17 protein-coding genes are annotated in these 22,793 nt (G+C 72.2%); 10 read left to right on the top strand and 7 right to left on the bottom strand.

The window, feature by feature from the left end:
- The first annotated feature begins 7 nt into the window (after positions 1 to 7).
- The 4 genes from OG504_RS15060 (at position 8) to OG504_RS15045 (ending at position 2,838) form a co-directional block, all read left to right on the top strand.
- Entirely contained in the window at positions 8 to 403 is a 396-nt protein-coding gene (locus tag OG504_RS15060) for a cell division protein SepF (RefSeq protein WP_033283917.1), read from the top strand.
- A gap of 98 nt (positions 404 to 501) precedes the next feature.
- A complete protein-coding gene (locus OG504_RS15055) occupies positions 502 to 1,830 on the top strand; it encodes an ATP-binding protein (RefSeq protein WP_405990303.1) in 1,329 nt (442 codons plus the stop codon).
- The gene (locus OG504_RS15050; RefSeq protein WP_405990302.1) at positions 1,827 to 2,153 is read left to right on the top strand and encodes a nucleotide pyrophosphohydrolase; all 327 of its coding nucleotides are present in this window, start codon (positions 1,827 to 1,829) and stop codon (positions 2,151 to 2,153) included. Before OG504_RS15055 ends, OG504_RS15050 begins: the two co-directional genes overlap by 4 nt.
- 211 nt (positions 2,154 to 2,364) lie before the next feature.
- Positions 2,365 to 2,838 (top strand): DUF6099 family protein, encoded by a 474-nt coding sequence (locus OG504_RS15045; protein WP_405990301.1) that lies wholly within the window; start codon positions 2,365 to 2,367, stop codon positions 2,836 to 2,838.
- An 85-nt stretch (positions 2,839 to 2,923) separates the two neighbouring features.
- Here OG504_RS15045 and OG504_RS15040 read toward each other — a convergent pair whose 3' ends face one another.
- Positions 2,924 to 3,112: a hypothetical protein gene (locus tag OG504_RS15040; RefSeq protein ID WP_405990300.1), complete on the bottom strand. Its 189-nt coding sequence runs from the start codon at positions 3,110 to 3,112 to the stop codon at positions 2,924 to 2,926.
- A 211-nt stretch (positions 3,113 to 3,323) separates the two neighbouring features.
- On the opposite strand from OG504_RS15040, the gene OG504_RS15035 reads away from it, so the two are divergent.
- The gene (locus tag OG504_RS15035; protein ID WP_405990299.1) at positions 3,324 to 4,247 is read left to right on the top strand and encodes an LLM class F420-dependent oxidoreductase; all 924 of its coding nucleotides are present in this window, start codon (positions 3,324 to 3,326) and stop codon (positions 4,245 to 4,247) included.
- A gap of 135 nt (positions 4,248 to 4,382) precedes the next feature.
- On the opposite strand, the gene OG504_RS15030 is transcribed toward OG504_RS15035, so the two are convergent.
- Positions 4,383 to 5,861 carry an MFS transporter gene (locus OG504_RS15030; RefSeq protein ID WP_405990298.1) on the bottom strand — a complete coding sequence of 493 codons (1,479 nt, stop codon included), beginning with the start codon at positions 5,859 to 5,861 and terminating at the stop codon, positions 4,383 to 4,385.
- 174 nt (positions 5,862 to 6,035) lie between these two features.
- Between OG504_RS15030 and OG504_RS15025 the strand changes: the two genes are divergently transcribed.
- The 3 genes from OG504_RS15025 to OG504_RS15015 all read left to right on the top strand — a co-directional run bounded on the left by OG504_RS15025 (position 6,036) and on the right by OG504_RS15015 (position 8,650).
- Positions 6,036 to 6,701 (top strand): TetR/AcrR family transcriptional regulator, encoded by a 666-nt coding sequence (locus OG504_RS15025; RefSeq protein ID WP_405990297.1) that lies wholly within the window; start codon positions 6,036 to 6,038, stop codon positions 6,699 to 6,701.
- 163 nt (positions 6,702 to 6,864) lie between these two features.
- Positions 6,865 to 7,536, top strand: coding sequence for an ABC transporter ATP-binding protein (locus OG504_RS15020; protein ID WP_405996338.1), 672 nt, complete (start codon positions 6,865 to 6,867; stop codon positions 7,534 to 7,536).
- A gap of 145 nt (positions 7,537 to 7,681) precedes the next feature.
- Complete coding sequence (locus tag OG504_RS15015) at positions 7,682 to 8,650, top strand: ABC transporter ATP-binding protein (RefSeq protein ID WP_405996337.1); 969 nt, start codon at positions 7,682 to 7,684, stop codon at positions 8,648 to 8,650.
- A gap of 22 nt (positions 8,651 to 8,672) precedes the next feature.
- On the opposite strand, the gene OG504_RS15010 is transcribed toward OG504_RS15015, so the two are convergent.
- From OG504_RS15010 to OG504_RS15000, 3 genes are all read right to left on the bottom strand, one after another.
- Positions 8,673 to 11,534 (bottom strand): hypothetical protein, encoded by a 2,862-nt coding sequence (locus tag OG504_RS15010; RefSeq protein ID WP_405990296.1) that lies wholly within the window; start codon positions 11,532 to 11,534, stop codon positions 8,673 to 8,675.
- 189 nt (positions 11,535 to 11,723) lie between these two features.
- On the bottom strand, positions 11,724 to 15,095 hold the full coding sequence (locus tag OG504_RS15005) for an FtsX-like permease family protein (protein ID WP_405990295.1): 3,372 nt from the start codon (positions 15,093 to 15,095) through the stop codon (positions 11,724 to 11,726).
- 163 nt (positions 15,096 to 15,258) lie between these two features.
- A complete protein-coding gene (locus OG504_RS15000; protein ID WP_405990294.1) occupies positions 15,259 to 16,296 on the bottom strand; it encodes a M28 family peptidase in 1,038 nt (345 codons plus the stop codon).
- Between the two features lie 327 nt (positions 16,297 to 16,623).
- On the opposite strand from OG504_RS15000, the gene OG504_RS14995 reads away from it, so the two are divergent.
- Both OG504_RS14995 and OG504_RS14990 read left to right on the top strand, forming a co-directional pair.
- The gene (locus tag OG504_RS14995) at positions 16,624 to 18,087 is read left to right on the top strand and encodes a 3' terminal RNA ribose 2'-O-methyltransferase Hen1 (protein WP_405990293.1); all 1,464 of its coding nucleotides are present in this window, start codon (positions 16,624 to 16,626) and stop codon (positions 18,085 to 18,087) included.
- On the top strand, positions 18,084 to 20,654 hold the full coding sequence (locus tag OG504_RS14990) for a polynucleotide kinase-phosphatase (protein WP_405990292.1): 2,571 nt from the start codon (positions 18,084 to 18,086) through the stop codon (positions 20,652 to 20,654). The genes OG504_RS14995 and OG504_RS14990 overlap by 4 nt, the downstream gene beginning before the upstream one ends.
- Positions 20,655 to 20,730: 76 nt before the next feature.
- Here OG504_RS14990 and OG504_RS14985 read toward each other — a convergent pair whose 3' ends face one another.
- Positions 20,731 to 21,636 carry a hypothetical protein gene (locus OG504_RS14985; RefSeq protein WP_405990291.1) on the bottom strand — a complete coding sequence of 302 codons (906 nt, stop codon included), beginning with the start codon at positions 21,634 to 21,636 and terminating at the stop codon, positions 20,731 to 20,733.
- Positions 21,633 to 22,670, bottom strand: a complete 1,038-nt coding sequence (locus OG504_RS14980; protein ID WP_405990290.1) for an SPFH domain-containing protein — start codon at positions 22,668 to 22,670, stop codon at positions 21,633 to 21,635. The genes OG504_RS14985 and OG504_RS14980 overlap by 4 nt, the downstream gene beginning before the upstream one ends.
- Positions 22,671 to 22,793 lie beyond the last annotated feature (123 nt).

Raw genomic sequence — 22,793 nt, 5'->3', positions numbered from 1 at the left:
ACGGAGCATGCCGGTGAACAGCCACGATGTCACCGACGAACAGTGGGAAGGGCTCGCCCAGGTAGTGCCGCTGCGGGGGCGCGACGCCTGGCCGTCCGCCGTGGGCCACCGGGCGATACCCGAGGCCGAGACCGAGCCGCGCCGCCGCTTCGTCGTCCTCCGCGTGAACGTGTTCGGGGACGCCCGCGAGGTCGCGGAGACCCTGATGGCGGGCATTCCGGTGCTGCTCGACCTCACCGGCGCGGAGACCGAAGTCGCCAAGCGGGTACTGGACTTCAGCACCGGCGTCGTCTTCGGCCTGGCGAGCGGGATGACCCGCGTCGACCGGAACGTGTTCCTGCTCACACCGCCGGGGACCGAGGTGCAGGGGTTGATGGAGGGGGCGGGGGTTCCGGGCGTGTGAGCCGTTCCGGTGGCGAGGGCGGTGGGGCGGTCCCCCGATCGTAGGAAGGTCCCCGGGGCGGAACGGTTCGCCTGCCGGCGGAGGCCTACGGTCCGGATATGACCGTGTCAGCACAGTCGCCCCAGTCGTCCGGCTCCTCCCGGTTCCCCAGGCCGCCCGCGTCCTCCCGGTCCGCCGAGTCCGTGCCACCGCAGGGGCGGTCGCCCGAAGCCGCCTCGCCCCGGGCCCGGCCCGCGCCGGAACCGTCGGCCGTCGTCGCCCCGCCGTCGTCGCGGACGCCCGGGCCGACCGACCCCGCGCGCATCGAGGTGCACCCCGACCGGCCGCACCTCACCGAACTGCGGCTGTCCGCGTTCGCCACGCACCGGGGCGCCGGATTCCCGCTCGGCTCGCTCACCCTCTTCGCCGGGCCCAGCGGGTGCGGCAAGACGAGTGCGCTGCGGGCGTACGAGGCACTCGCGCGGCTCGGCGCCGGGGGCGAGGTGGGCGAGGTGTTCCCGGACCCGGTCGCGTGTGTCCCGGAGCGGGCCCGGCCCGACGCCCAGCGCCGACGCGGGTTCCGCATCGGCTGCACGGCCGACGGGCCCGAGGGTCCGGTACGGCTCGACGTCGCCGTCCAGGCCGAGCCCGAACTGCGCATCGTGGGCGAGCGGTTGACGTCGGGCGGCCTTGTCCTGCTGGAGACCGCGCTGCGCGACCCGTCCCGCCGTTCCGTGCAGGCCGCCTGGCATACGGCGGGTTCGTCGCCGGTCACCCGCGCACCCCTGCCGGACGACCGGCTCGGCACCGCCCTGCTGCCGTTGCGCGTCGCCGGCAAGACCGACGGGCAGCGCCAAGTCCTCGCCGCCGCCGAGCAGATGGTGGTCGCCCTGCGCTCCGTCTTCGCCTGCGATCCGGCACCCGAGCGGATGCGCGCGGCGGTGCCGATCGGCGACGGGCGGCTGCTGCGGGACTGCGGCAACCTCGCCGACGTGCTGTGGCGCACCCGGTCCGAGTGCGGGCGACGGCACGGGCAGCTCGTCACGGCGGTGCGAACGGGGTGCGCCGGACCTGTGGTGGACGTGCTCGCGGAACCGTTGAGCGGCGGCTTGCTCCGCGCGGTGCTCGACCGGGGTGACGGTCTGCGCACCGGCTTCGAACGGCTCGGGGACGGCGAACTCCGTTACGCCGCACTCGCGTTGGTGCTCCTCACCGGCCCCGGCGTCCTGGAGGTCGACCCGCCCGGCGAGGTTCCGGCCGCGATGCAGACCCTGACCGTCCTCGCAGACGGCCTCGACCGCGGAGTGGACGTACGGCAGCGGGCCGAACTGCTGCGGCTCGCGGCGCGGATGTGCGAGCGCGGGCACATCCGGCTGGTCGGCGCGGTGAGCGACGCGTCCTGGGCCACTCGGATCGACGGCGTCACAGTGGTAGACCTGGACCCGTGACAGAACATCTCGACGTGGCGAAACTGCAGCGCAGACTGACCGAGTTCGCGGCCGCGCGGAACTGGCAGCAGTACCACACCCCCAAGAACCTCGTCTCCGCGCTCAGTGTGGAGGCCTCCGAACTCGTCGAGATCTTCCAGTGGTTGACCCCCGAGGAGTCGGCGCGGGTGATGGACGACCCGGACAGCGCGCACCGGGTGCGGGACGAAGTGGCCGACGTCCTCGCGTACTTGCTCCAGCTGTGCGAGGTGCTCGGCGTCGATCCGCTCGCCGCGCTGGACTCGAAGATCGACCGGAACGAGGGCAGGTTTCCTGCGTCGTAGCCGACAACTCCTCGCCGTAGCCGACCGTTTGTCGGAGCCGGAGCGTCCATTTTCACTCTCCGGAGTCATTCATCTGTCCGCAACCGATTTGTTGTCCACAGATTTCCGCCTTCCTCTGGCTTTTCGTCTCAGGGACTCTCACTCTGGGTAGTGGACAAGGGAGTTCGGGCGGACGTGCGACCAGCACGTCGGGATATGACGGGGGCAGCGCATGGACGCGATGCGGCTCATCGTGACGAGCAGGCGCGCCCTGGCCGGAAGCGGCGGCGTGCCGGAGACCATGACGGAGGTGTGGCAGGCGCAGGCCCTCGCCCAGGCGATAGGCAGCCGCCTCGCGGTCTTCGGCCCGCCCGAACTGCGGGGCGAGGCGCTGGGGTTGACCGAGTTGGCGGGCCGGGGCTGCGGAGTGCTCGACACCCCGGTCCTCGCGATCGAGGACTTACGCGCGGCCCAGCTCACGGAGTTGGGTGACGCGCGGCTTGCCCTGCTGTGTCTGGGTGGTCTGCTCGGCGAGGTCGGGATCGCCCTCGTGGGCATCGCCTGCGCGGCGGACGACGAGGGGACGTACTGGCAGTGCATGGAGGCGATCGACGCGGCGGACGAGTCCCGGGACCGGGTGCTGGAGATGCTGCGAAGACTGGCGGACCGGGAGCGGGCGGAGATACCGGAGCGGGAGGCGGGGTGACGGTGCGGGGGAGCGCCGTGGGGGTTGAGGTTTGTAGGGTCTGCGCGACGCCGTTGTGGCTGGTCGCGCAGTTCCCCGCGCCCCTTCAGGGGCGCTTCGCGTGGCCTGTGTTCAGGTCAGCTGGTTGTGCCGACGCCGCGGTTCCGGTCGACTGCAGGTCCGCGTCCAGGGCGGAGAGGTCGGCGTTCAGGGACGCCATCAGTTCCTCCATCTGCTGCAACAACCCTTTGGGTTGCGCAGGTCCACCCTGCTGCGGCACGGCTTCTTCGGACATGACGGCCTCCTCGGCCCGTGGCCTCCCCGGCGAGGAGGAGGCGGGAATCCGGGCGGTCCGGCTCCGCCCGAGCCAACGATCATCAACGGGGCCGGTCACTGGCGCGGGCGCCCCCCGTGTGCACGGTTGACGCAATTTCACCCGACCGGGCACGAGATGGGCCGCGGGGACCGATGGGGTTGACCGGGACCCGAGCGTGCAGGATGGAGCCATGGATCTGCGCATCTTCACCGAGCCCCAGCAGGGGGCGACCTACGACACCTTGCTCGCCGTGGCCAAGGCCACCGAAGACCTCGGCTTCGACGCCTTTTTCCGCTCCGACCACTATCTCGCCATGGGCTCCGGCGACGGGCTCCCCGGACCCACCGACGCCTGGGTCACGCTGGCCGGACTCGCCCGCGAGACCAAGCGCATCCGCCTGGGCACCCTGATGACGGCGGCCACCTTCCGCCTCCCCGGCGTCCTCGCCATCCAGGTCGCGCAGGTCGACCAGATGTCGGGCGGCCGGGTCGAACTCGGCCTGGGCGCGGGCTGGTTCGAGCAGGAGCACACGGCGTACGGCATCCCGTTCCCGAAGGAGAAGTTCGCGCGCCTGGAGGAGCAGCTCGCGATCGTCACCGGCCTGTGGGCGACCAAGCCCGGCGACACCTTCGACTTCCACGGCACGCACTACGACCTGACCGACTCGCCCGCGCTGCCCAAGCCGACGCAGGCGAAGATCCCCGTGTTGATCGGCGGCCACGGCGCGATCCGCACCCCGAAGCTGACCGCGCGGTTCGCCGACGAGTTCAACATGCCGTTCGCCTCGATCGAGGACAGCGCCCAGCAGTTCGGCCGGGTCCGCGCCGCCGCCGAGGCGGCCGGCCGCAAGGCCGACGACCTCACCTACTCCAACGCCCTCGTCGTCTGCGTCGGCAAGGACGACCAGGAGGTCGCCCGCCGCGCCGCCGTGATCGGCCGCGAGGTCGACGAACTCAAGGAGAACGGCCTGGCGGGCACCCCGGCCGAGGTCGTCGACAAGATCGGCCGCTACGCCGAGATCGGCGCCGAGCGCATCTACCTCCAGGTCCTCGACCTCGCCGACCTGGACCACCTGGAGCTGATCTCGGCCCAGGTGCAGGCTCAGTTGTCGTAGACGAGGTACGGGACGCGCGTGTCGTAGCACCGCGGGCGGGGTGTGGAGACCCTGCCCGCCGCACGGCCGCCGCCCCTACCCCTCTCTGAAAAAGTGTGACACTTTCGGCGAAACTGACACACTTTTCCAGGACACCTAGCTCCGCACCCCCGCCCCGGCGGAGGCCGCAGCGGGCACCCCCGTGTCCGCCGGGACCCGCCGTCCCGGCAGGAACGCGGCCAGGACCAGGGCCGTCAGGGACGCCGCCGAACCGATGCCCATGATCACGCGGAAGCCGTTGTGGGAGGGGACGGTGAGGGAGCCGAAGCTCGTCGTCATGTGGGCCAGGACGACTCCGGCGACGGCGCTGGAGGCGGACGTACCGATGGATCGCATCAGGCTGTTGAGGCTGTTCGCGGCGGCCGTCTCGGAGAGCGGCACGGCGCCCATGATGAGCGCGGGCATCGCGCCGTAGGCGAAACCGACACCCGCGGAGATCACACAGCACACCACCACGACCTGCCAGACCGCGGCCATCATGACGACCCCCAGGCCGTAACCGACGGCCACGATCAACGCGCCCAGCATCAGGGTGATCTTGGGTCCGGCTGCCGCCGAGATGCGGGCGGAGAGCGGTGCGGTCGCCATCATCACCAGGCCGGAGGGACCGAGCGCGAGGCCCGCAGCGAGCACGGTCTGGCCGAGGCCGTAGCCGGTGAGGGTGGGGAGTTGGAGCAGTTGCGGCACGGCCAGCGACATCGCGAACATGGCGAAGCCGAACACCACGGACGCGAGGTTGGTGAGGAGCACCTGGCGGCGCGCGCTGGTGCGCAGGTCGACCAGGGGCCGTACGGTACGCAGTTCCCACCAGCCCCACACCAGCAGCACCACAACCGCCGTGGCGAACAGGCCCGTTGTCGTGCCGCTGCCCCAACCCCAGTCCGCTCCCTTGGAGATGGCCAGCAGCAGACACACCAGGCCGATGGACATCCCGACCCCGCCGACCACGTCGAACCGGCCGCCGCTGCGCACCGCCGACTCCGGTACGAGCGTCACGACGAGCGCGGCCACGACGGCACCGAGCACCGCGGCCGTCCAGAACAGCACGTGCCAGTCCGCCTTCTCGGCGATGAACGCGGCCGTCGGCAGCCCGAGCGCACCGCCCACCCCGAGCGACGCACTCATCAGCGCGGTCGCCGATCCCAGCCGCTCGGGCGGGAGTTCGTCCCGCATGATGCTGATGCCGAGCGGGATGACGGCCATCGAGACGCCCTGGAAGGTCCGCCCGACGATCATCGGCACGAGCGAGTCGCTGAGCGCGCCGATCACCGACCCGACGATCAGCAGCACCAGGCTGAACAGCAGCATCCGCCGCTTGCCGTACATGTCCCCGAGCCGCCCCACGACCGGGTTGGCGACGGCACCGGCGAGCAGGGTCGCGGTGATCGCCCAAGTGGCGTCGGACGGCGAGGAGTTCAGCAGCTTGGGGAGTTCCGGCACGATCGGGATGATCAGCGTCTGCATCAGCGAGACGGTGATCCCGCCGAGGGCCAGGACCCAGACGACAGCGCCGGAGCGGGACGAACCGACCCCCTCGACGGGAACGGGTGGCGAGGGGGAGCTGGACGCGGACATGGCGAAGCCTCCGGCTGATGCGTGCTGGTGCGTGCGACACGGGGCTGGACGAAATGAGTCTGGCATGTTTTTCGTATGACGTACGCAAAATAGCCGGAGCCCGGATCGGGAACTGCCGGAGCGGTAGCCTTCCCCTGTCCGGGCACGGCTGTCGCGGACGGAGAGGCACAACGGATGACGCAGGTGGCGACGGGTTCCGGCCGCAGGGGCAGGGGGCGCCCGCCCCGGCTGTCGCGGGAGCGGATCATCGAGGGCGCGGTCGAGGTACTGCTCGCCGAACCGGCCGTCTCCCTCACCATCAAGCGCGTGGCCGACGTCGTCGGCGCAGCCCCCATGGCCCTCTACCGCTACTTCCCGGACCGCGACGCCCTTCTCCAGGCCACCGCCGACCACGTCCTGGAAGTCATGGAGCGCGCCCCCATCGCCGACGGCCCCTGGCCGGACCGGCTCCGCGCCTGGATGCGGGCGGCCCAGGCCAACCTCCGCCCCTACCCGCAGCTCTTGCCGTACATGATCACGACCCGGCACCCCGCCTGGATCCCCGGCCTGACCCGGCTGCGCGAGATCCTCACCCCGGTCGGCCTCTGTGACGAGGACCTCGCCCTCGCCGTGGCGCTGATCTCGTCCACGATGCTCGGCCACGCCGTCTACGAGGGCTACCGCAGACCGGACGAGGAGATGACGGCACTGCTCGACGACATCCCCCGCCCGGACCCCGCGGCGGACGCCCTGCGTCCCCTCCTCGCCGGGCTTCCCGCCGCCCACGCCCGCCTCTACGACACGATCCTCGACCAGACGGTCACGGCGGTGGAGCGGCTGGCGGGCAAGGCGTCGGTGTGAGACGGGTGGGGAGCCGTTCCGCCTTGCGGGAACCGGGACTTGGGCGGTCGGCATACCGTACGGTGCGGTTGCAGGACCGGGGTCGGGTGGGGGAGGGCGTGTGAGCGAGCAGTTCGGTGGGCGTGGCGCTGTCGCGGAGGCCGGGGCGGCGGCGGGCGGCGCGATGGTGGTGGTCGAGGATCTGCGCCGGACCTACGGCAGTGGCGATACGGCTGTTCATGCCTTGCGTGGTGTCTCCTTCAGCGTGCCGCGAGGTGAACTCGTCGCTCTCCGGGGGCGTTCCGGGTCCGGGAAGACCACCGTGCTCAATCTTGTCGGCGGGCTCGACACTCCGGACGGTGGCCGGATCACCCTGGACGGCACGGACCTGGCCGGGCTCGGCGACGACGAGTTGCTGGCGCTGCGCCGGGACCGTATCGGTTTCGTCTTCCAGTCCTTCGGGCTCATCCCGATCCTGACCGCCGCCGAGAACGTCGGGGTGCCGCTGCGCCTGCGGAAGGTTCCGGCACGTGAACGCGAGGCGCGCGTCGAGCTGTTGCTGTCCCTGGTCGGCCTCTCCGACCACGCGGACCAGCGTCCCGGTGAGCTGTCCGGCGGCCAGCAGCAGCGGGTCGCGATCGCCCGCGCGCTCGCCAACAACCCGGCCCTGATCATCGCCGACGAACCCACCGGCCAGCTCGACGCGGACACCGGTCTCACGGTGATGGATCTGCTGCGTGCCGTCGTGCGCAGTGAGTCGGTCACCGCACTCGTCGCCACGCACGACACCCAACTCCTCGCGCTGGCCGACCGGGTGCTCGAACTCCGTGACGGGCGGATCGTCGAGGGCGACTGACGGGATCGTCGGTCATCCGCACTACCCTGACCGCAGCTCCGACACCGCTGGTCCGACATCGTTATCCGCAGGCTTCATTCCATCTCCTCTCATCTCCTCGGGGGACCGTGTGGCAGTTCACCAACAGCCCACCGGGGCACCGGACTTGGACGAGCTGCGGCGGCGGGCCGTCGCGGCCGCAGCCCCGCGGCGCGAGGAGGGGCTGGTCGTCTGCGAGAACCTGGTGCGGATCTACCAGACCGAGGGCGTCGAGGTGCAGGCCCTCCAGGGGCTCGATCTGGCTGTCGCCCAGGGCGAGATGATCGCGGTGATCGGGGCGTCCGGTTCCGGCAAGTCCACCCTGCTGGGCATCCTCTCCGGCCAGGACGTGCCCACGGCGGGTACGGCCGAGGTCGCCGGACACGATCTGCTGGCGATGAAGCGCCGCGAACGGCTCAACTACCGTCGTGGCACGGTGGGTTTCGTCTGGCAGCAGACCTCCCGCAACCTGTTGCCGTACCTCTCGGCGGCCGAGAACGTGATGCTTCCGATGACGTACACCGGCATCAAGCGGTCCCAACGCCGGGCGCGAGCCGAGGAGTTGCTGGACCTGCTGTCCGTCGGCCACTGCCGGGACCGTACGCCCGACACCCTCTCCGGCGGTGAGCAGCAGCGGGTCGCGGTCGCCGTGGCCAACGCCAACGAGCCCCGGGTGCTGTTCGCCGACGAACCGACCGGTGAACTCGACACCGCCACCAGCGACGAGGTCTTCGCCGCGCTGCGCCGGGCCAACGAGGAGTTGGGTGTCACCGTGATCGTGGTGACCCACGACGCGTTGGTGTCCGAGCAGGTCCAGCGGACGGTACGGATCCGCAACGGCCGTACGTCCACCGAGGTGTTGCGCCGGGTCGCCACCGACGAGGACGGTGTCGAGGTGCTCACCGCCGAGGAGTACGCGGTACTGGACGCCAGCGGCCGGCTGCAACTGCCGAGCGAGTTCACCGAGCGGCTGCATCTGCGGAAGCGGGTGCGGCTGGCTCTGGAGAGCGATCACATCGGTGTGTGGCCCGATGAGGCGGCTCGGCGGGCGAAGTCCGAGGCGGACCGCGCTGACGGTACGGAGAGCGGGCAGTAACCGGCTCTCCCTCAGAGGGCGTTCAGGTCAGGCGGAGTACGGCTCCCAGGCGGCGTCTGCGGGCGAGGACCGTCTCGGTCGCCGCGGCGGCCAGGATCAGTGCGGTCACGCCCGCGACGAGGGCGAGGGTGAGCGAGTAGTCGGTGTGCAGGGCCGGTTGGGCCGGGCCGCCGGTGAACTGACGCAGGTCCAACGTCCCTGCCAGGAGCCGGGGTTCGAGGAGTCCGAGCAGCGTGCCGCCCACGGCTGAGGCCACCGCCAGCGGCAGTAGTTGCAGGAAGTGGATCGCCCCGGCCTCCTTGCCGCCGAGTCCGAGTGTGCGCAGGAACGAGGTGGTGCGGCCGCGTTCGTGGGAGGTGAGGGTCAACTCCAGGGCGAGCGCGAGCAGGCCGGACAGCGCGGCCAGGATCGAACCGGTCGTGTAGATCGTGCCTAGGCCCTGCGTGAGTCCGTCCGCGCGCAGGGTGCGCAGTGTCTCGGACCGGACGCGGATCTGGGCCAACGGGCCGAGCGCTTTGGCCGCCGCCGCCCGCAGTGCCGTGGGACCGCTGCCCTTGAGGAGCAAGACGGTGCTGCCGGAGGCTTGTTGGGGCAGCAGGTGGTCGGCGGCGGCCGTGGTGATCAGCATTGGTGTTCCGGCCGGGATCTGCGCTGTGATCGGGCCGAGGAGGGGGTCGCGCAGTTCCGCGGTGGTGAGGGCGCCGACCGGTTCGAGGGTCAGGTTCACCGGGGGTTGGCCCTGGGTCACGATGGTGGTGGTGAAGCCGCCGGTGCGTTCGCTTGCGCGGAGGCCGGGGGAGAGGAAGGACGGGAGCGGGGTGCTCGCGCTGGTGCGGGTTCCCGGCGGGGTGGTCAGCCCGGACCGCAGGGCGGCGGCCAGCGGTGACTTCGGGGCGATGGCGGCGAGTTGGCGGGGGTCCACGGTGATGACGGCGACCTGGGGGATCGCCGCGCCGTCGGTCTGTCCCGCGAGGTCCAGGGTGCGTAGGTGTTGGAGGGCGGTTCGTATTTCGGTGGGAGTTGCGGCCCCGCCCCCACCCTCCACCGAGCCGGCCGGCGTCACGATCCCCGCCACCGTCGCGCTCGCGTCCGCACCGGTGGTCCACGCCGCCCCCGTGGTCAGTCCGTCGTCGACCGTACGCTGCACAAGGCCCCCGAACACCGCCGTGCCCAGGGTCAACACCAGGACGAACAGGGCGAGTCCGGTCGCCGGGGCGTCGTGCGCGGCGCGGGCCGCGCCGACGAAGCCCACCACGCCCCGGCCGCGACGGGTCTGCCGTAGCACCAGGCGGAGCACGAGCGGGTAGACGCGCAGCAGGATCAGTACGACGGCCAGTGCCACCAGTACCGGTACCGCGCCCAGGATTCCGTCGGGGCCCTGTGAGCGGAGCGCGAGTACGCCTGCCGCCGTCGCGAGCAGCACCGTCAGTTCCAGGACCACGCGGCGGCCCACGGCGGTTCCGCGGCGCGTGCGGCGCAGGCGGCCGGGGCGGCGGGGTTCGCGGACCGCGAGCCAGGTCATCAGGGGGACCGTCAGCAGCACCACCGCGGTGACGAGGGCGGCGGGCAACGGTTGCGGCGAACCGGATGTGCCGGTGGGGGCGAGGGCCCGGCCGGTCGCCCAGCCGAGCAGCGCGGCGAGCAGCACCACCGGCCAGGCCACGGCGCAGCGCAGCAGCACCAGCCGCGCGGTGGACGCGCCCCGCGCGCGCTGCAACCGCAGGTGCGGCTGCCGCCGGCGCAGCAGCAGTCGTACGGCTACGGCCACGGTGGCCAGCGTGACCGCGGCGAGTGCGTCGACGGCGTACGTCGCGAGGGCTCTGGCCTGTCGGTCCTGGGCCGTGAACGTGGTGAGCAGCGGGGTCAGGGAGTCGGTCACCAGCAGGGACTGGGTGGACTGGCCGCCGACCTGGCAGCTGATGTCGCCGGTGACCCAGTCGCTGCCCTGGCACAGGGCGGCGCTCAGGTCGGCGTTGTAGTGGGACAGCGGTCCGGTGAGCGCGCGGGCCCGGTCGAGTGCCGCCCCGGACAGATCGGCGCGCAACTGCCAGGTCACCCGGGGGCCGCCCACCCCGGCACCGGCCAACAGGTCGGCCGCGTCACGGCCGACGAGGCCGCGGACGGCGAGCACGGTGCCGGTGGAGCGTTCCGCCGGGTAGCGCGAGGGCTGGTCCAGGGTCTCGCGGCCGGTCCAGAAGCCGTCGGTCGTGGCCGAGGTGCGGTAGACACCGCTCACCACCAACTCCGCGTGGGGCGCCGCGGTTTGTGCCCCCGGCGTCTTGGCGAACTCCAGCTTCAGCCGACTGCCGGTGCGGACACCCAGCGCCTGCGCGGTGGCCTGCGACAGGCCGATCTGGGGTGCGGTGACCAGCGGGGTGTGGTCGGCGGGCGCGCGACCGCTGACGTAGCGGAGATGGGTCCGCGCGGACGGCAGGTAGCTGACCGTGAGTTGGGTGCTGGCGCTCGCCGGGCCCGGCGGGCGGGGTGAGAGCAGGGACGCCGGGTCGTAGTCGTAGCTGCCGCCGCCCGCGAAGGACAGGTGCCGCGCGGCGGCGCCGCTGAGCGGCTGGGTGAGGGTGCGGCCGGCGGCGAGCAGAGTGGCCATGTCCACGGTGGGCGGTGAGGTGTTGAAGATCTCCGGTGTGGTGCTCAGGCTGATGAGCGGGGCCTGGGCCTGCGCGGCGTCGACGCGTTGCCGCAGCGCCCGGTCCTCCTGGCGGCCCGCGAGGGCGGGGGCCCACGCGCACAACGCCGTCAGCACGAGGACAAGTACCGCCAGGCAGACCAGCATCGGCAGGTCCCCGCAGGTCTCCTTGCGGATCAGCCGCCGGGTCACGGCAGGGCCGGGCTTCACGGGGTGCGTCACCGTCTCGCGCGTGTCCATGGTTCGGGTCACTGTCCGCCCTTTTCGGTCGCGCCCGGTTCCATGGCTTGCGTCAACTCCGCGTCCGCGCCTGCTGGTTGAGTCACCGTTCGGCCTCTCCGGTCGTGCCCGGCTCCACGCGTCGCCTCAACTCCACGCGTGTCCATGCGGGTTGGGCCGCTGTCCGCCCCTTCCGATCGGGCTCCCGCCTCACCGGTCCTCCCCCGCCCGCAGCACGCGCACCAGATCCACTCGGGCCAGCAGCCGCGCCAGCCCCAGCACAACCGCGCTGATGGCCAACGCGGTTGCCACCGCCGTAAGTGCCACAGTCCCCCAGGGAACGACCTGCGGCAGCGGCGGATACGGGGCCTCTCCGGTGTCGTCCACCGTGACCAGCGGCAGCACCGTCGACGCCAGCGCCATCCCCATCAACGCCCCCGGTACCACCGCGAACAGCGCCAACCCCACCTGCTCGGCGCCCAGGAGCGCGGACAGGCTGGTGGCGCGGACGCCGATCGCCCGGAGGAGGGCGAACTCCTTGCGGCGCTGGCGGGTGGAGACCACCGCGTGGACCGTGAAGGCGATGACCGCGAAACCGGGGGCCAGGTAGCGGACCAGTTCCAGCACCCGGCGCAGTCCGGCGCGGAACGGGTCGGCCTGCAAGGACGCGGCGGTGCGTGCCGTGGTGGTGACGCCGCCCAGCGCGGGCTGCGCCTCGGCGGCAGCGGCCGTACGCTCGCTGTCGGTGCTGTGCAGCCACCAGAACGCGGGGTCCTGCTGGTCGGCACCGGCCAGCGTGAGCGCGCCGGCGAGTTGGCGCTGGTCGGCGATCAAGTGCCCCTGGCCGCGCCCCAGTCCGGGCGGTGAGTCGACGCGGCCCACGATCCTGGCGGTGATCCGGCCGCCGCCCAGGTCGAGTGTGGTGGTGCTGCCCAGGTGCAGGCGGGTGGCGCTCAGCGTCGAGGCATCGGCGCGTACCGGAAGCGGTGCCGGGCCACCCGCCGGGCCCGCCACAAGGCGTATCTTGCTGCCGGGCCGCGTGGCGTAGTCGCTGTCGGACAGGCCACCGAACGCGTCCGAGACGGCGGGGGAGGGGTGGATGCCGGTGCTGACGGTCGTCCGGAGCACGGTCGAGCCGCCCTGCACGATCGCGCACACCCCGGGCATGCCGGGGTTGTAGCTGTCGGCCAACTTCCCTTTGCAGGCACCCTCGGTGGAGTCGGCGGCATGGTCCGTGCCGTCGAACCACGCCTGTCCGCCGGGCAGTTGGGAGACCCAGGTGTCCGCAGTGCCGCGCGCGCCGATCCGCACCAGGTCCAGGTCCAGCCGCGCGGGACGCACGTTCGGCTGCGGCAGGACGCCGATCGCGGTCACCGTCAGCGGATACGCCCGCGGGTGGCCCCCGCTCAGCGCCACCCCGAGCGGGACCGCGACCGTATGTCTGGCCCCGTCGGCGTCGGGCAGCCGCGCCGATACGACGCTGACCAGGCCGGACGCGTCCTGCACGGTCAGTTCGAGGCTCGGCGCCACGCGGTTGCCGTCGCTGCGCAGCCGCTCGTCCAGCAGCAGCGCGGTCGGCCGCCCGGGGAGCCGTATGCCGGGGACGACCGGTGACGGGGTACGGGGCGCCGGCCCGCCGATCGTGCCCACCAGGTCCTCCGTGGCGCCGCCGGGCAGGTTCACCGTCGACCGCGTCACCGGTGTCACGCCGGTCACCCCCGGCAGCGCGCGATAGGCGGAGGCCAGGACCGCGGAGGGGTAACCGTCGTCCGCCGACGGGTCGATCCGTACGTCCGCGCCGACGGTGAACGCGGCCTGCTCGGACGCCAGTCCGCCCAGACAGGCCAGCGCGGTGGTGGCGAAGGCACTCACCGAAACGGCCAGACACATCAGCACCACCGGCCCCGCGTTGCGCGCCGCCCGCCGGCTCAACTGCCAACCCGCCAGGGCGAGTACGAGCCCTCGGCTACGCCGCCCGAACGCGTCCAGCAGCAGCGACGTCAGCGGCAGCAGCCGTAGCAACAACAGCGCGGCGGCGCCCGCCACCAACGTCGGCACCAGGACCAGTACCGGGTCGGCGGACGCGCTGCCGGTGCCCACGTCGGCGATCAGCGAGTGGTGCCGTCGCAGCTCCAGGTACCCCAGGGCCGCCACGGCCGACAACGCCAGGTCGGCGCCCAGCCGTTGGGCGGCGGCGGCCCGCGCGCCGCGTGCCTGCCGCGCCCGCGCCGGCGGCAGCACGGGCAGCAGCACCGCCGCCGCGTGCACCAGCAGCGTCAGTCCTACGGCCGCCCACGCGTCGGCGCCCCGGGTGCCGGGGTGCAGCAGCCCGGCCAGGAAGGGCGCGGCCACGGCGGCCGGTACGCCGGTGAGCGCCCACTCGGCGGTGGCGCCGCGCAGCAACCTCAACGTGCCCGCGCCCCGGGCCTGTTGGAGGGCGAGCTCGTCGCGGCGGCGCTCGGTCAGCTGGCGGGCGGCCAGTACCAGGGTGGCCAGGGCGAGGACCGCGAGCAGCACGCTCGGCAGGTACAGCGAGGAGCGGGCCGCGACCGTCGGGACCGTCAAGTCGTCGATGGCGCCCGGCAGTCCGGAGGCCACGGTCAGGTCGTCCAACGACGGCTGCCGTCCGCCGAACACCGATGTTCCGCTCTGGCTGCCGGAGAAGGCGCGCAGCCGGTCGCGCAGTCCGGCGAGGCTGTCCGCGTCGAGCCGGGAGAGGTCGGGCTGCACGCTCCAGTGGGCGGTCAGGTGGCCGTTCAGGACGGCGCTGCCGTTGAGCGCCGACGCCGAGACCACCAGCAGGTCCTGGTCGGCGGTCTCGCCCTCGGTCAGGTCACCGGCCATCGCGGGCCAGAACCCGACGGCACCGGTCGCCCGGAACACCCCGGTGACCCGCAACGTCATCGGGCGGCTGAAGGCGTCCTGCACCCGAAGACTCGAACCGGGCCTGATACCAAGGCGTTCGGCCAGCGCGTCGGGCACCGCCGTGTCGACCGGGGCGGTGGATCCGGTGGCGACCGGCACATCGGGCAGCGAGGTGAAGGCACCGGCCGGGGCGTCCGCCGTACCGGCGGGCCATCGCCCGGACACCAACTCCCCGAACCTGCCCCCGTCTTGAACCGCGACCGGGTGCAACCCACTGCCGCCGGGACCACGCGGCGGCCCCACGACCCCGTCAACTCCCGTCACCGAGACTGGCGATGTGCCGAGCAGCCCCACATACGTCCGCTGCGGCACCCCGGCGAACACCCGGTCGGCAGCGGCCCGCACATCCCGGTCGGCGACGGCCATCCCCCCGGCCCGGTAGGCCGCGTTGACGTTGACCTGCGCGCCGAGATCCCCGGCCAACCGCCGTACGGCCCCGGCCTGCACCGAACTCCCCGCCAGCGCCGCGAGCGCGGCCAACGCCGTCGCACACAGCAGCACGGTCACCGAGACGGCGGCCAGCACCAGCCCGTGCTGAGCGGCCCGCCGGGCAACTGCCGGAATCCGCCGCCGAGTTGGGCGCGGTACATCCGGGCGCCGCCGCGGCGAGGAGGTGAAGGCCGTGGCGACCACATGAACCCCCGCAGAATCGAACATGTGACGGCGCGACAGCGCGCCACAGTCCTACCAGCCCTCCTGCGACGCCGCAAGAACCGCTGATCATCACGGCTGTTCGACGGGGCCGTGCCTCGCGGCACACGGGGTCGGGTGGCGGGACGCGTTGCCACTCCGCGACGAGTTCGACCGGGCGGGTCCGCGCTCAGCCGGTGGGCCACTGCACGGCGGTGGCCGCCGTCGCCAGCGTGACCGCGGCGAGCCGTTGGTAGTCCAGCGTCTCGGGGGTGTCGGTGGACCGGTGGTAGTGCGGGTTGCGGAAGTTCGCGGTGCTCGTGAGCATCAGCGCGGGGATCCGCTGGTTCCAGAACGAGGCGTGGTCGCTGCGCCCCAAGTGATTGGCCGGAGGCACCGCCATGCCGATGAGCATGCCCAGGGGGCCGTCCGGGCGTGGATCGCGCAGCGTGATAGCGGCCAGAGCGGGTGACGCCTGCGCGGCGGCACGCTGCCACAACCCGGCCGCCGCGGCCGAGGAACGGCGGTGCACCACGAGGGTGAAGTCGCCCCGGGATTCCGCGCCGCGGACGGCGTCGGTCGCGTCGCGGAACACGGTGGCGAAGCCGGGCGGGAGCTGCTGGCTGCCGGGCCGGTCGGAGAAGACGCCCACCGACTCCAGGCAGATCATGCCCGCGACCCGACGGGTGCGGCTCAGTTCCCGGGCCGCGACCCTGGAGCCGATCAGGCCCAGTTCCTCCATGTCGAACAAGGCCAGGGTGACCGCCGGCGGGTCGGGCAGCCGCCCCAGCAGCCGTGCCGTCTCCAGCACCACGGCGACCCCGGACGCGTTGTCGTCGGCGCCCGGACTGCCGTCGACGGTGTCGAGATGGGCACCGATCACGACGGTCGGGCGGTCGGACGCCCCGGCACCGGGAAGACCGGCGACGATGTTGGTACCCCGCAACCGCCGGTGCAGCCGCAGCTTCAGCGGCAGCGCCCGGCTTCCGTGCCGGTCGGTGGAACCGACCTGCCACCGTACGTCGAAGGGCCGGCGGTCGACCTCCCATCCGGCGTGCCGCAACTCGCCCACCACGTACTCCTGGGCCCGCCGCATGGCCTCCGGCGCGCGCAGACTGCTGCGCGGTGCCGAGGCGAGCGTCTCGACGTCCCGTCGCAGCCGCTCGGCATCCAGGCCCGCTGCCAGTCGCTGTATCACCGCGGCAACGCCCGTACCGGAATCCACCATCGTTCTCCTTGCGTGTGACGCCCCGGGACGCTTCCGACCCTCCGAAGCAGCGGCGACGGGAAACGGAGCGGAAGCCACCGCGCCAGTCCCGGACCCTACTGGTCGAAGATGTAGTGGTACTTGCTGCCGGCGGCCCCCATCGCGGCGACGTCCGCGTCATTGAGCGGCGGCACGGGTGGAGGTTCCCTCGTCCGAGCCCGTGCGGCGGAGGGAAAATGCCTGAGTACGTCAGGGATGTTCGCTGTACGTTGGGCGGGCGCCCCGAGTTCTGCGGTGGCGCGCTTCCCCAGTTCAGAGGCTCAGCAGACGTTTCGAGGCATACCCACCGTGTTCCTGACGATCAGCACCACCGGCACCCCAGAACGCCCCGCCACCGACCTCGGTTTCCTGCTGCACAAGCATCCCGACAAGGCGCAGGCGTTCTCCACGTCCTACGGCAAGGCGTACGTCCTCTACCCCGAGGCGGATCCCGCGCGGTGCACGGCGGCGCTGTTGCTTGAGGTCGACGCGGTGGCGCTGGTCCGGCGCGGCAAGGGCAAGGGACGCGGCGGCGCACCCGACGCGGCGCTCGCGCAGTACGTCAACGACCGCCCGTACGCGGCCTCTTCACTCCTCGCCGTGGCCCTGAGCGCGGTCTTCTCCAGCGCCATGCGGGGCGTGTGCAACGCCCGCCCCGAGCGCGCGGAGCAGCCACTGCCCCTGCGCATCGAGGTGCCCGCGCTGCCCGCGCGCGGCGGCCCCGATCTCGTACGCAACCTCTTCGCGCCGCTCGGCTGGACGGTCACCGTCGAACCGGTCGCCCTGGACACCGAGTTCCCCGAGTGGGGCGACTCGCGGTACGTCAGCCTCGTACTGGAAGCGGAGACGCTGACCCTCGCCGAGGCGCTGCGGCACCTGTACGTCCTGCTGCCCGTGCTCGACGACGCCAAGCACTACTGGGTCGCGCCCGACGAGGTCGACAAACTTCTGCGCGCGGGTGCGGGCTGGCTGCCCGCGCACCCGGAGCAGAAGCTCATCACCAGCCGCTATCTGTCCCGCCGTTGGTCTCTGACCCGGGAGGCGATGGAGCGGCTGGAACTGGTGCGGCTCGCCGAGGCCGACGACAGCGAGGTCGAGGAGATCGACAACGCCGTCGAGGCGGAGACCGAGACCGAGGAGAAGCCGACGCCGCTCGCCGTGCGGCGCCGGGACGCGATCGTCGAGGCGCTCAAGGCGTCCGGCGCCGGCCGCGTGCTCGATCTCGGGTGCGGGCAGGGCCAGTTGGTGCAGGCGCTGCTCAAGGACACCCGGTTCACGGAGGTCGTCGGCACCGACGTGTCGATGCGCGCGCTCACCATCGCGAGCCGCCGCCTCAAGCTCGACCGCATGGGGGAGCGGCAGGCCGCGCGCGTGCAGCTCTTCCAGAGCTCGCTCGCCTACACCGACAACCGCCTCAAGGGCTACGACGCCGCCGTGCTCAGCGAGGTCATCGAGCACCTGGACCTGCCCCGGCTGCCGGCCCTGGAGTACGCGGTGTTCGGCGCCGCCCGCCCGAGGACGGTCGTCGTCACGACCCCGAACGTCGAGTACAACGTCCGCTGGGAAACCCTCCCGGCGGGACACGTACGGCACGGCGACCACCGCTTCGAGTGGACGCGCGCGGAGTTCGGGGAGTGGGCGGCGAAGGTAGCCCAACGGCACGGCTACGACGTCGAGTTCGTACCGGTCGGGCCCGACGACCCCGAGGTGGGACCGCCCACCCAGATGGCCGTGTTCAGCGTACGTACCGTGAAGGAGGAGAAGGCAGCATGACCGAGACCCAGACCAAGGGGCGCGTCCTGCCCGTCACCGACCTCTCCCTCGTGGTGCTGATCGGCGCCTCCGGCTCCGGCAAGTCCACCTTCGCGCACCGGCACTTCAAGCCGACCGAGATCATCTCCTCGGACTTCTGCCGGGGCCTGGTCGCGGACGACGAGAACGACCAGAGCGCCAGCCGGGACGCCTTCGACGTCCTGCACTACATCGCCGGCAAGCGCCTCGCCGCGGGCCGCCGCACGGTCGTCGACGCGACCAGCGTGCAGCAGGACAGCCGACGTCAACTGATCGACCTGGCCAAGCAGTTCGACGTGCTGCCCATCGCCATCGTGCTCGACGTACCGGAGGAGGTGTGCGCCGAGCGCAACTCCTCCCGCGTCGACCGGGCCGACATGCCCCGCCGCGTCATCACCCGGCACACCCGTGAACTCCGGCGCTCCCTGCGGGGCTTGGAGCGCGAGGGCTTCCGCAAGGTGCACGTGCTGCGGGGCGTCGAGGAGATCGACCACGCCACGGTCGTCACCGAGAAGCGCTACAACGACCTGACCCACCTCACCGGCCCCTTCGACATCATCGGCGACATCCACGGCTGCGCCGCCGAACTGGAGACCCTGCTCGGCAAGTTGGGCTACGACGACGGTGTCCACCCGGCGGGCCGCACGGCCGTCTTCGTCGGCGACCTCGTCGACCGCGGCCCGGACTCGCCCGGCGTGCTGCGCCGCGTGATGTCCATGGTCGGCTCGGGCAATGCGCTGTGCGTACCGGGCAACCACGAGAACAAGTACGGCCGTTACCTGAAGGGCCGCAAGGTCCAGCACACGCACGGCCTGGCCGAGACGATCGAGCAGATGACGGAGGAGACCGAGGAATTCCACGCCCAGGTACGGGAGTTCATCGACGGACTCGTCAGCCACTACGTCCTCGACGGCGGCAAGCTCGTGGTCTGCCACGCCGGCCTGCCCGAGAAGTACCACGGCCGCACCTCCGGCCGGGTCCGCTCCCACGCGCTCTACGGCGACACCACCGGCGAGACCGACGAGTTCGGCCTGCCGGTGCGCTACCCGTGGGCCGAGGACTACCGAGGCCGCGCGGCCGTCGTCTACGGCCACACCCCGGTCCCCGAGGCCACCTGGCTCAACAACACCATCTGCCTCGACACGGGTGCCGTCTTCGGCGGCAAGCTGACCGCCCTGCGGTGGCCGGAACGGGAGTTGGTCGACGTACCGGCCGAGCAGGTCTGGTACGAGCCGACCCGCCCGCTGCTCACCGAGGCACCCGGCGGCCACGACGGCCGTCCGCTCGACCTGGCCGACGTGCACGGCCGCCGGGTGGTGGAGACCCGGCACGCCGGCCGGGTGTCGGTCCGCGAGGAGAACGCGGCGGCGGCCCTGGAGGTCATGAGCCGCTTCGCGGTCGACCCGCGCCTGCTGCCGTACCTGCCGCCGACGATGGCCCCGACGGCGACCTCGCACGTGGAGGGCTATCTGGAGCACCCGGCCGAGGCGTTCGCGCAGTACGCCGACGACGGGGTCGCGCGGGTCGTGTGCGAGGAGAAGCACATGGGTTCGCGGGCGGTGGCGCTGGTGTGCCGGGACGCGGAGGCGGCGGCGAAGCGGTTCGGTGTGGACGGCGGGCCCACCGGGTCCCTCTACACGCGTACGGGGCGTCCGTTCTTCGACGACGCGGCGGTCACGGAGCAGATCCTGGGCCGCCTGCGGACGGCGCTCGACGAGTCGGGCCTGTGGGCGGAACTCGCTGCATCCGACAGCGCCTCCGGCGCGGGCGACTGGGTGCTGCTGGACGCGGAGTTGATGCCGTGGTCGCTGAAGGCGTCCGGGCTGCTGCGCGGTCAGTACGCGGCGGTCGGCGCGGCTGCGGGGGCGGTGTTCCCGGGGGTGCTGGGCGCGCTGGATCGTGCCGCGGGGCGCGGTGTCGACGTGGACGCGCTGCTGTCCCGGCAGCGTGAACGCGCCGCGGACGCCTCGGCGTTCACCGACGCGTACCGTCGCTACTGCTGGACCACGTCCGGCCTCGACGGTGTCCGGATCGCCCCGTTCCAGATCCTCGCGGTCCAGGGCCGCAGCCTCGCCGGACTCCCGCACGACGACCAACTCGCCCTGCTGGACCGGCTGGTGGAGCACGACAGCACCGGCCTGCTGCAGACCACGCGTCGGCTGTACGTCGACACCGGTGACCCGGAGTCGGTGCAGGCCGGCGTCGACTGGTGGCTGGAGATGACGGGCCGTGGCGGCGAGGGCATGGTCGTCAAGCCGGTCGGTGCGGTCGTGCGCAGCGAGGCGGGTCGACTCGTCCAGCCCGGTATCAAGTGCCGGGGGCGGGAGTACCTGCGGATCATCTACGGTCCGGAGTACACGCGTCCTGACAACCTCGCCCGGCTGCGGGGGCGGTTCCTCAACCACAAGCGGTCACTGGCGATCCGGGAGTACGCGCTGGGTCTTGAGGCGCTTGACCGGTTGGCCGAGGGGGAGCCGCTGTGGCGGGTGCACGAGGCGGTGTTCGGGGTGCTGGCGCTGGAGTCGGAGCCGGTGGATCCGCGGTTGTGAGGTGCGGGTGGGTGGCTGACGGGTGGAGTGGTCGTCCTGGGGGCTCGGCCCCCAGCCCCCGTTTTCCACCCACCCATCAGCCCACCAACCGCAACCGTTCCTCACACACCCCCACCCGAACCCCCTGCCCCCACGTCAACTCCACCGCATCCCCCTCCATCCCGTCCCCGAACACAACCAACCCTTCGGACTCAACGGTGAGTTGAAGCCCGGCCGACCCCCTCAACTCACCCGCCACCAAGGACGTCCCGGTGACCGGCGAAGGCCACGCCTCCCGTACGAACCACACCAACCTGTCCTCCGAGGGGTGTGGCAGGGACAGCGCACTGCCCCGTTCCTGCCACACCGACCGGAGCCACCCCGTGGCCCCGGTGCCCGTTCCCACGAGCACCCCGGAGGACGCCTGGGCCTCGACGACACCCCCGTCGCCCTCCAGACCCAGGCGGTATCGGGCCGTCTGATGACCGACGGCACCCAGATAGATCTCGTTGAGCGCGACCAGTCGCTGCGTGTCGTCGGCGACGGCCTCGACCATGGTCAGTTCGTCCACCCCGGTACCGCCCACGTGCACCGACCGCAGCAGCGCGGCCACGGCCGCCGTCGACGGACGGTGCCGTACCAGGACGCCCGGATTGCGCCCGGGGTCCGTGTCGAAGCCCAACACCGGTTGCCCGGCGAGGTACTTGGCGACGTTCGCGACCAGCCCGTCCTGCCCGACGACCAGCACCACGTCCTCCGGCGCGAACAGGAACCGGTCCAAGTCGGCCCGTTCGACCTGGGTCTGACGCCAGGTCAGAGGAATCGCCGCCGACACCTCGGCCAGCGCCCGCCGGGTCCGGCGGTGCCGTTCGGCGACCTCCTCGATGTCCCCGCCCCGCGACTTCAGGAAGTACGCGGCCTGGCCGTGCGTCCCGTGCCGGGCGACCAACTCCTCGTACTCCGTGGTCCGATGGACGAGGACGGCCCGCGGTGCGAGACTCACGCACTCTCCCCGGCGCCGAGCTTGGCCAGCAGCCCCGTCAGCACGTCCGGCGAGATCGTCACGCTGTCGATGTTCGGCAGGTTCTCCGCGAGACGTGTCCCGGTGAGCGCGTTCAACGTCGCGACGTCGACGTCCGCGTGCACCCGCAGCCACGCCGCCTGGGCGTGCGCCCGTGCGTCACCCACCTCGCGCGCACCCTCGGCCTCGGCACGTGACAGCCGTACGGAACGCGCGGCCTCGGCGTCGGCGAGCCGTACCGTACGGGTCGCCTCCGCCTCGGCCCGTACGCCGTCCGCGGCCGCGTGCTCCTCGGCCTCGCGGCGCGTGTTCGTGCCGCGCTGGTCGACCAACTGCTCCTCGCGGCGGGCGAGTTCGATCTGGCTGTCGAGTTCGTTCTCGGCGATCGCGCGCTCCCGCTCGACGGCCACCGCCCGGCGTTCGTAGGTGGCCTTGTCCGCCTCCTGCTGGATCTGTTCGCGGGCCGGGGTGCGCAGTGCCCGTTCCACCTCGGGTTCGGGGCGGATGGCCATCACGCGGACGGCGACCACCTCGATGCCGGTGGCCGGGAGACGCGGTTCGGCGCCGAGGCCGGTCGCGATCCGCTCCCGTACCGCCGTCACCCCGTCGACCAGCGCGGATGCCAACGGTGTGCGGGCGAGCACGGCCAGCGCGTGCTGTTGAGCCGTCTCGGTGAGCAAGGTGCCCAACTGCTCAAGTGGCGCCCCTCGCCACACGCCCGTGTCCGGGTCGACCGAGAAGTCGAGGCGGGCGGAGGCCAGGGCCGGGTCGCTGATGCGGTAGGTGACGGTCGCCTGGACCGCCACGTCCTGGAAGTCGGACGTACGGGCATGGAAGGTCATGGCCAACTCGCGGTCGTCGACCGGCACTTCGGACAGTGCGGCGGTCAACGCGCGGAACCAGAAGCTGAGTCCGGGTCCGTCGTGCAGCAGCTTGCCCGAGCGGTGGTGCCGGATGTGCGCCGTAGGAGCTCCGCGCAGGTGGCGCCAGCCCAGGCGCCGGGTGATGTCGGCCATCAGAGTCCCTCAGATCCCGTCAGTTCCCGTGGGATCCGGTCAGATCCCGCATCGATCTCGTCAGTAAGACGATAATCGCGCGGCCCACTTGTCGTCAAGGGGACGAAAACAAATGGCGGTACG

The sequence above is a fragment of the Streptomyces sp. NBC_00986 genome (assembly GCF_045162565.1).
Taxonomy (GTDB): domain Bacteria; phylum Actinomycetota; class Actinomycetes; order Streptomycetales; family Streptomycetaceae; genus Streptomyces.
Note: the sequence above shows the minus strand (reverse complement) of the source record. Positions and strands in the feature narration are given on the sequence as shown.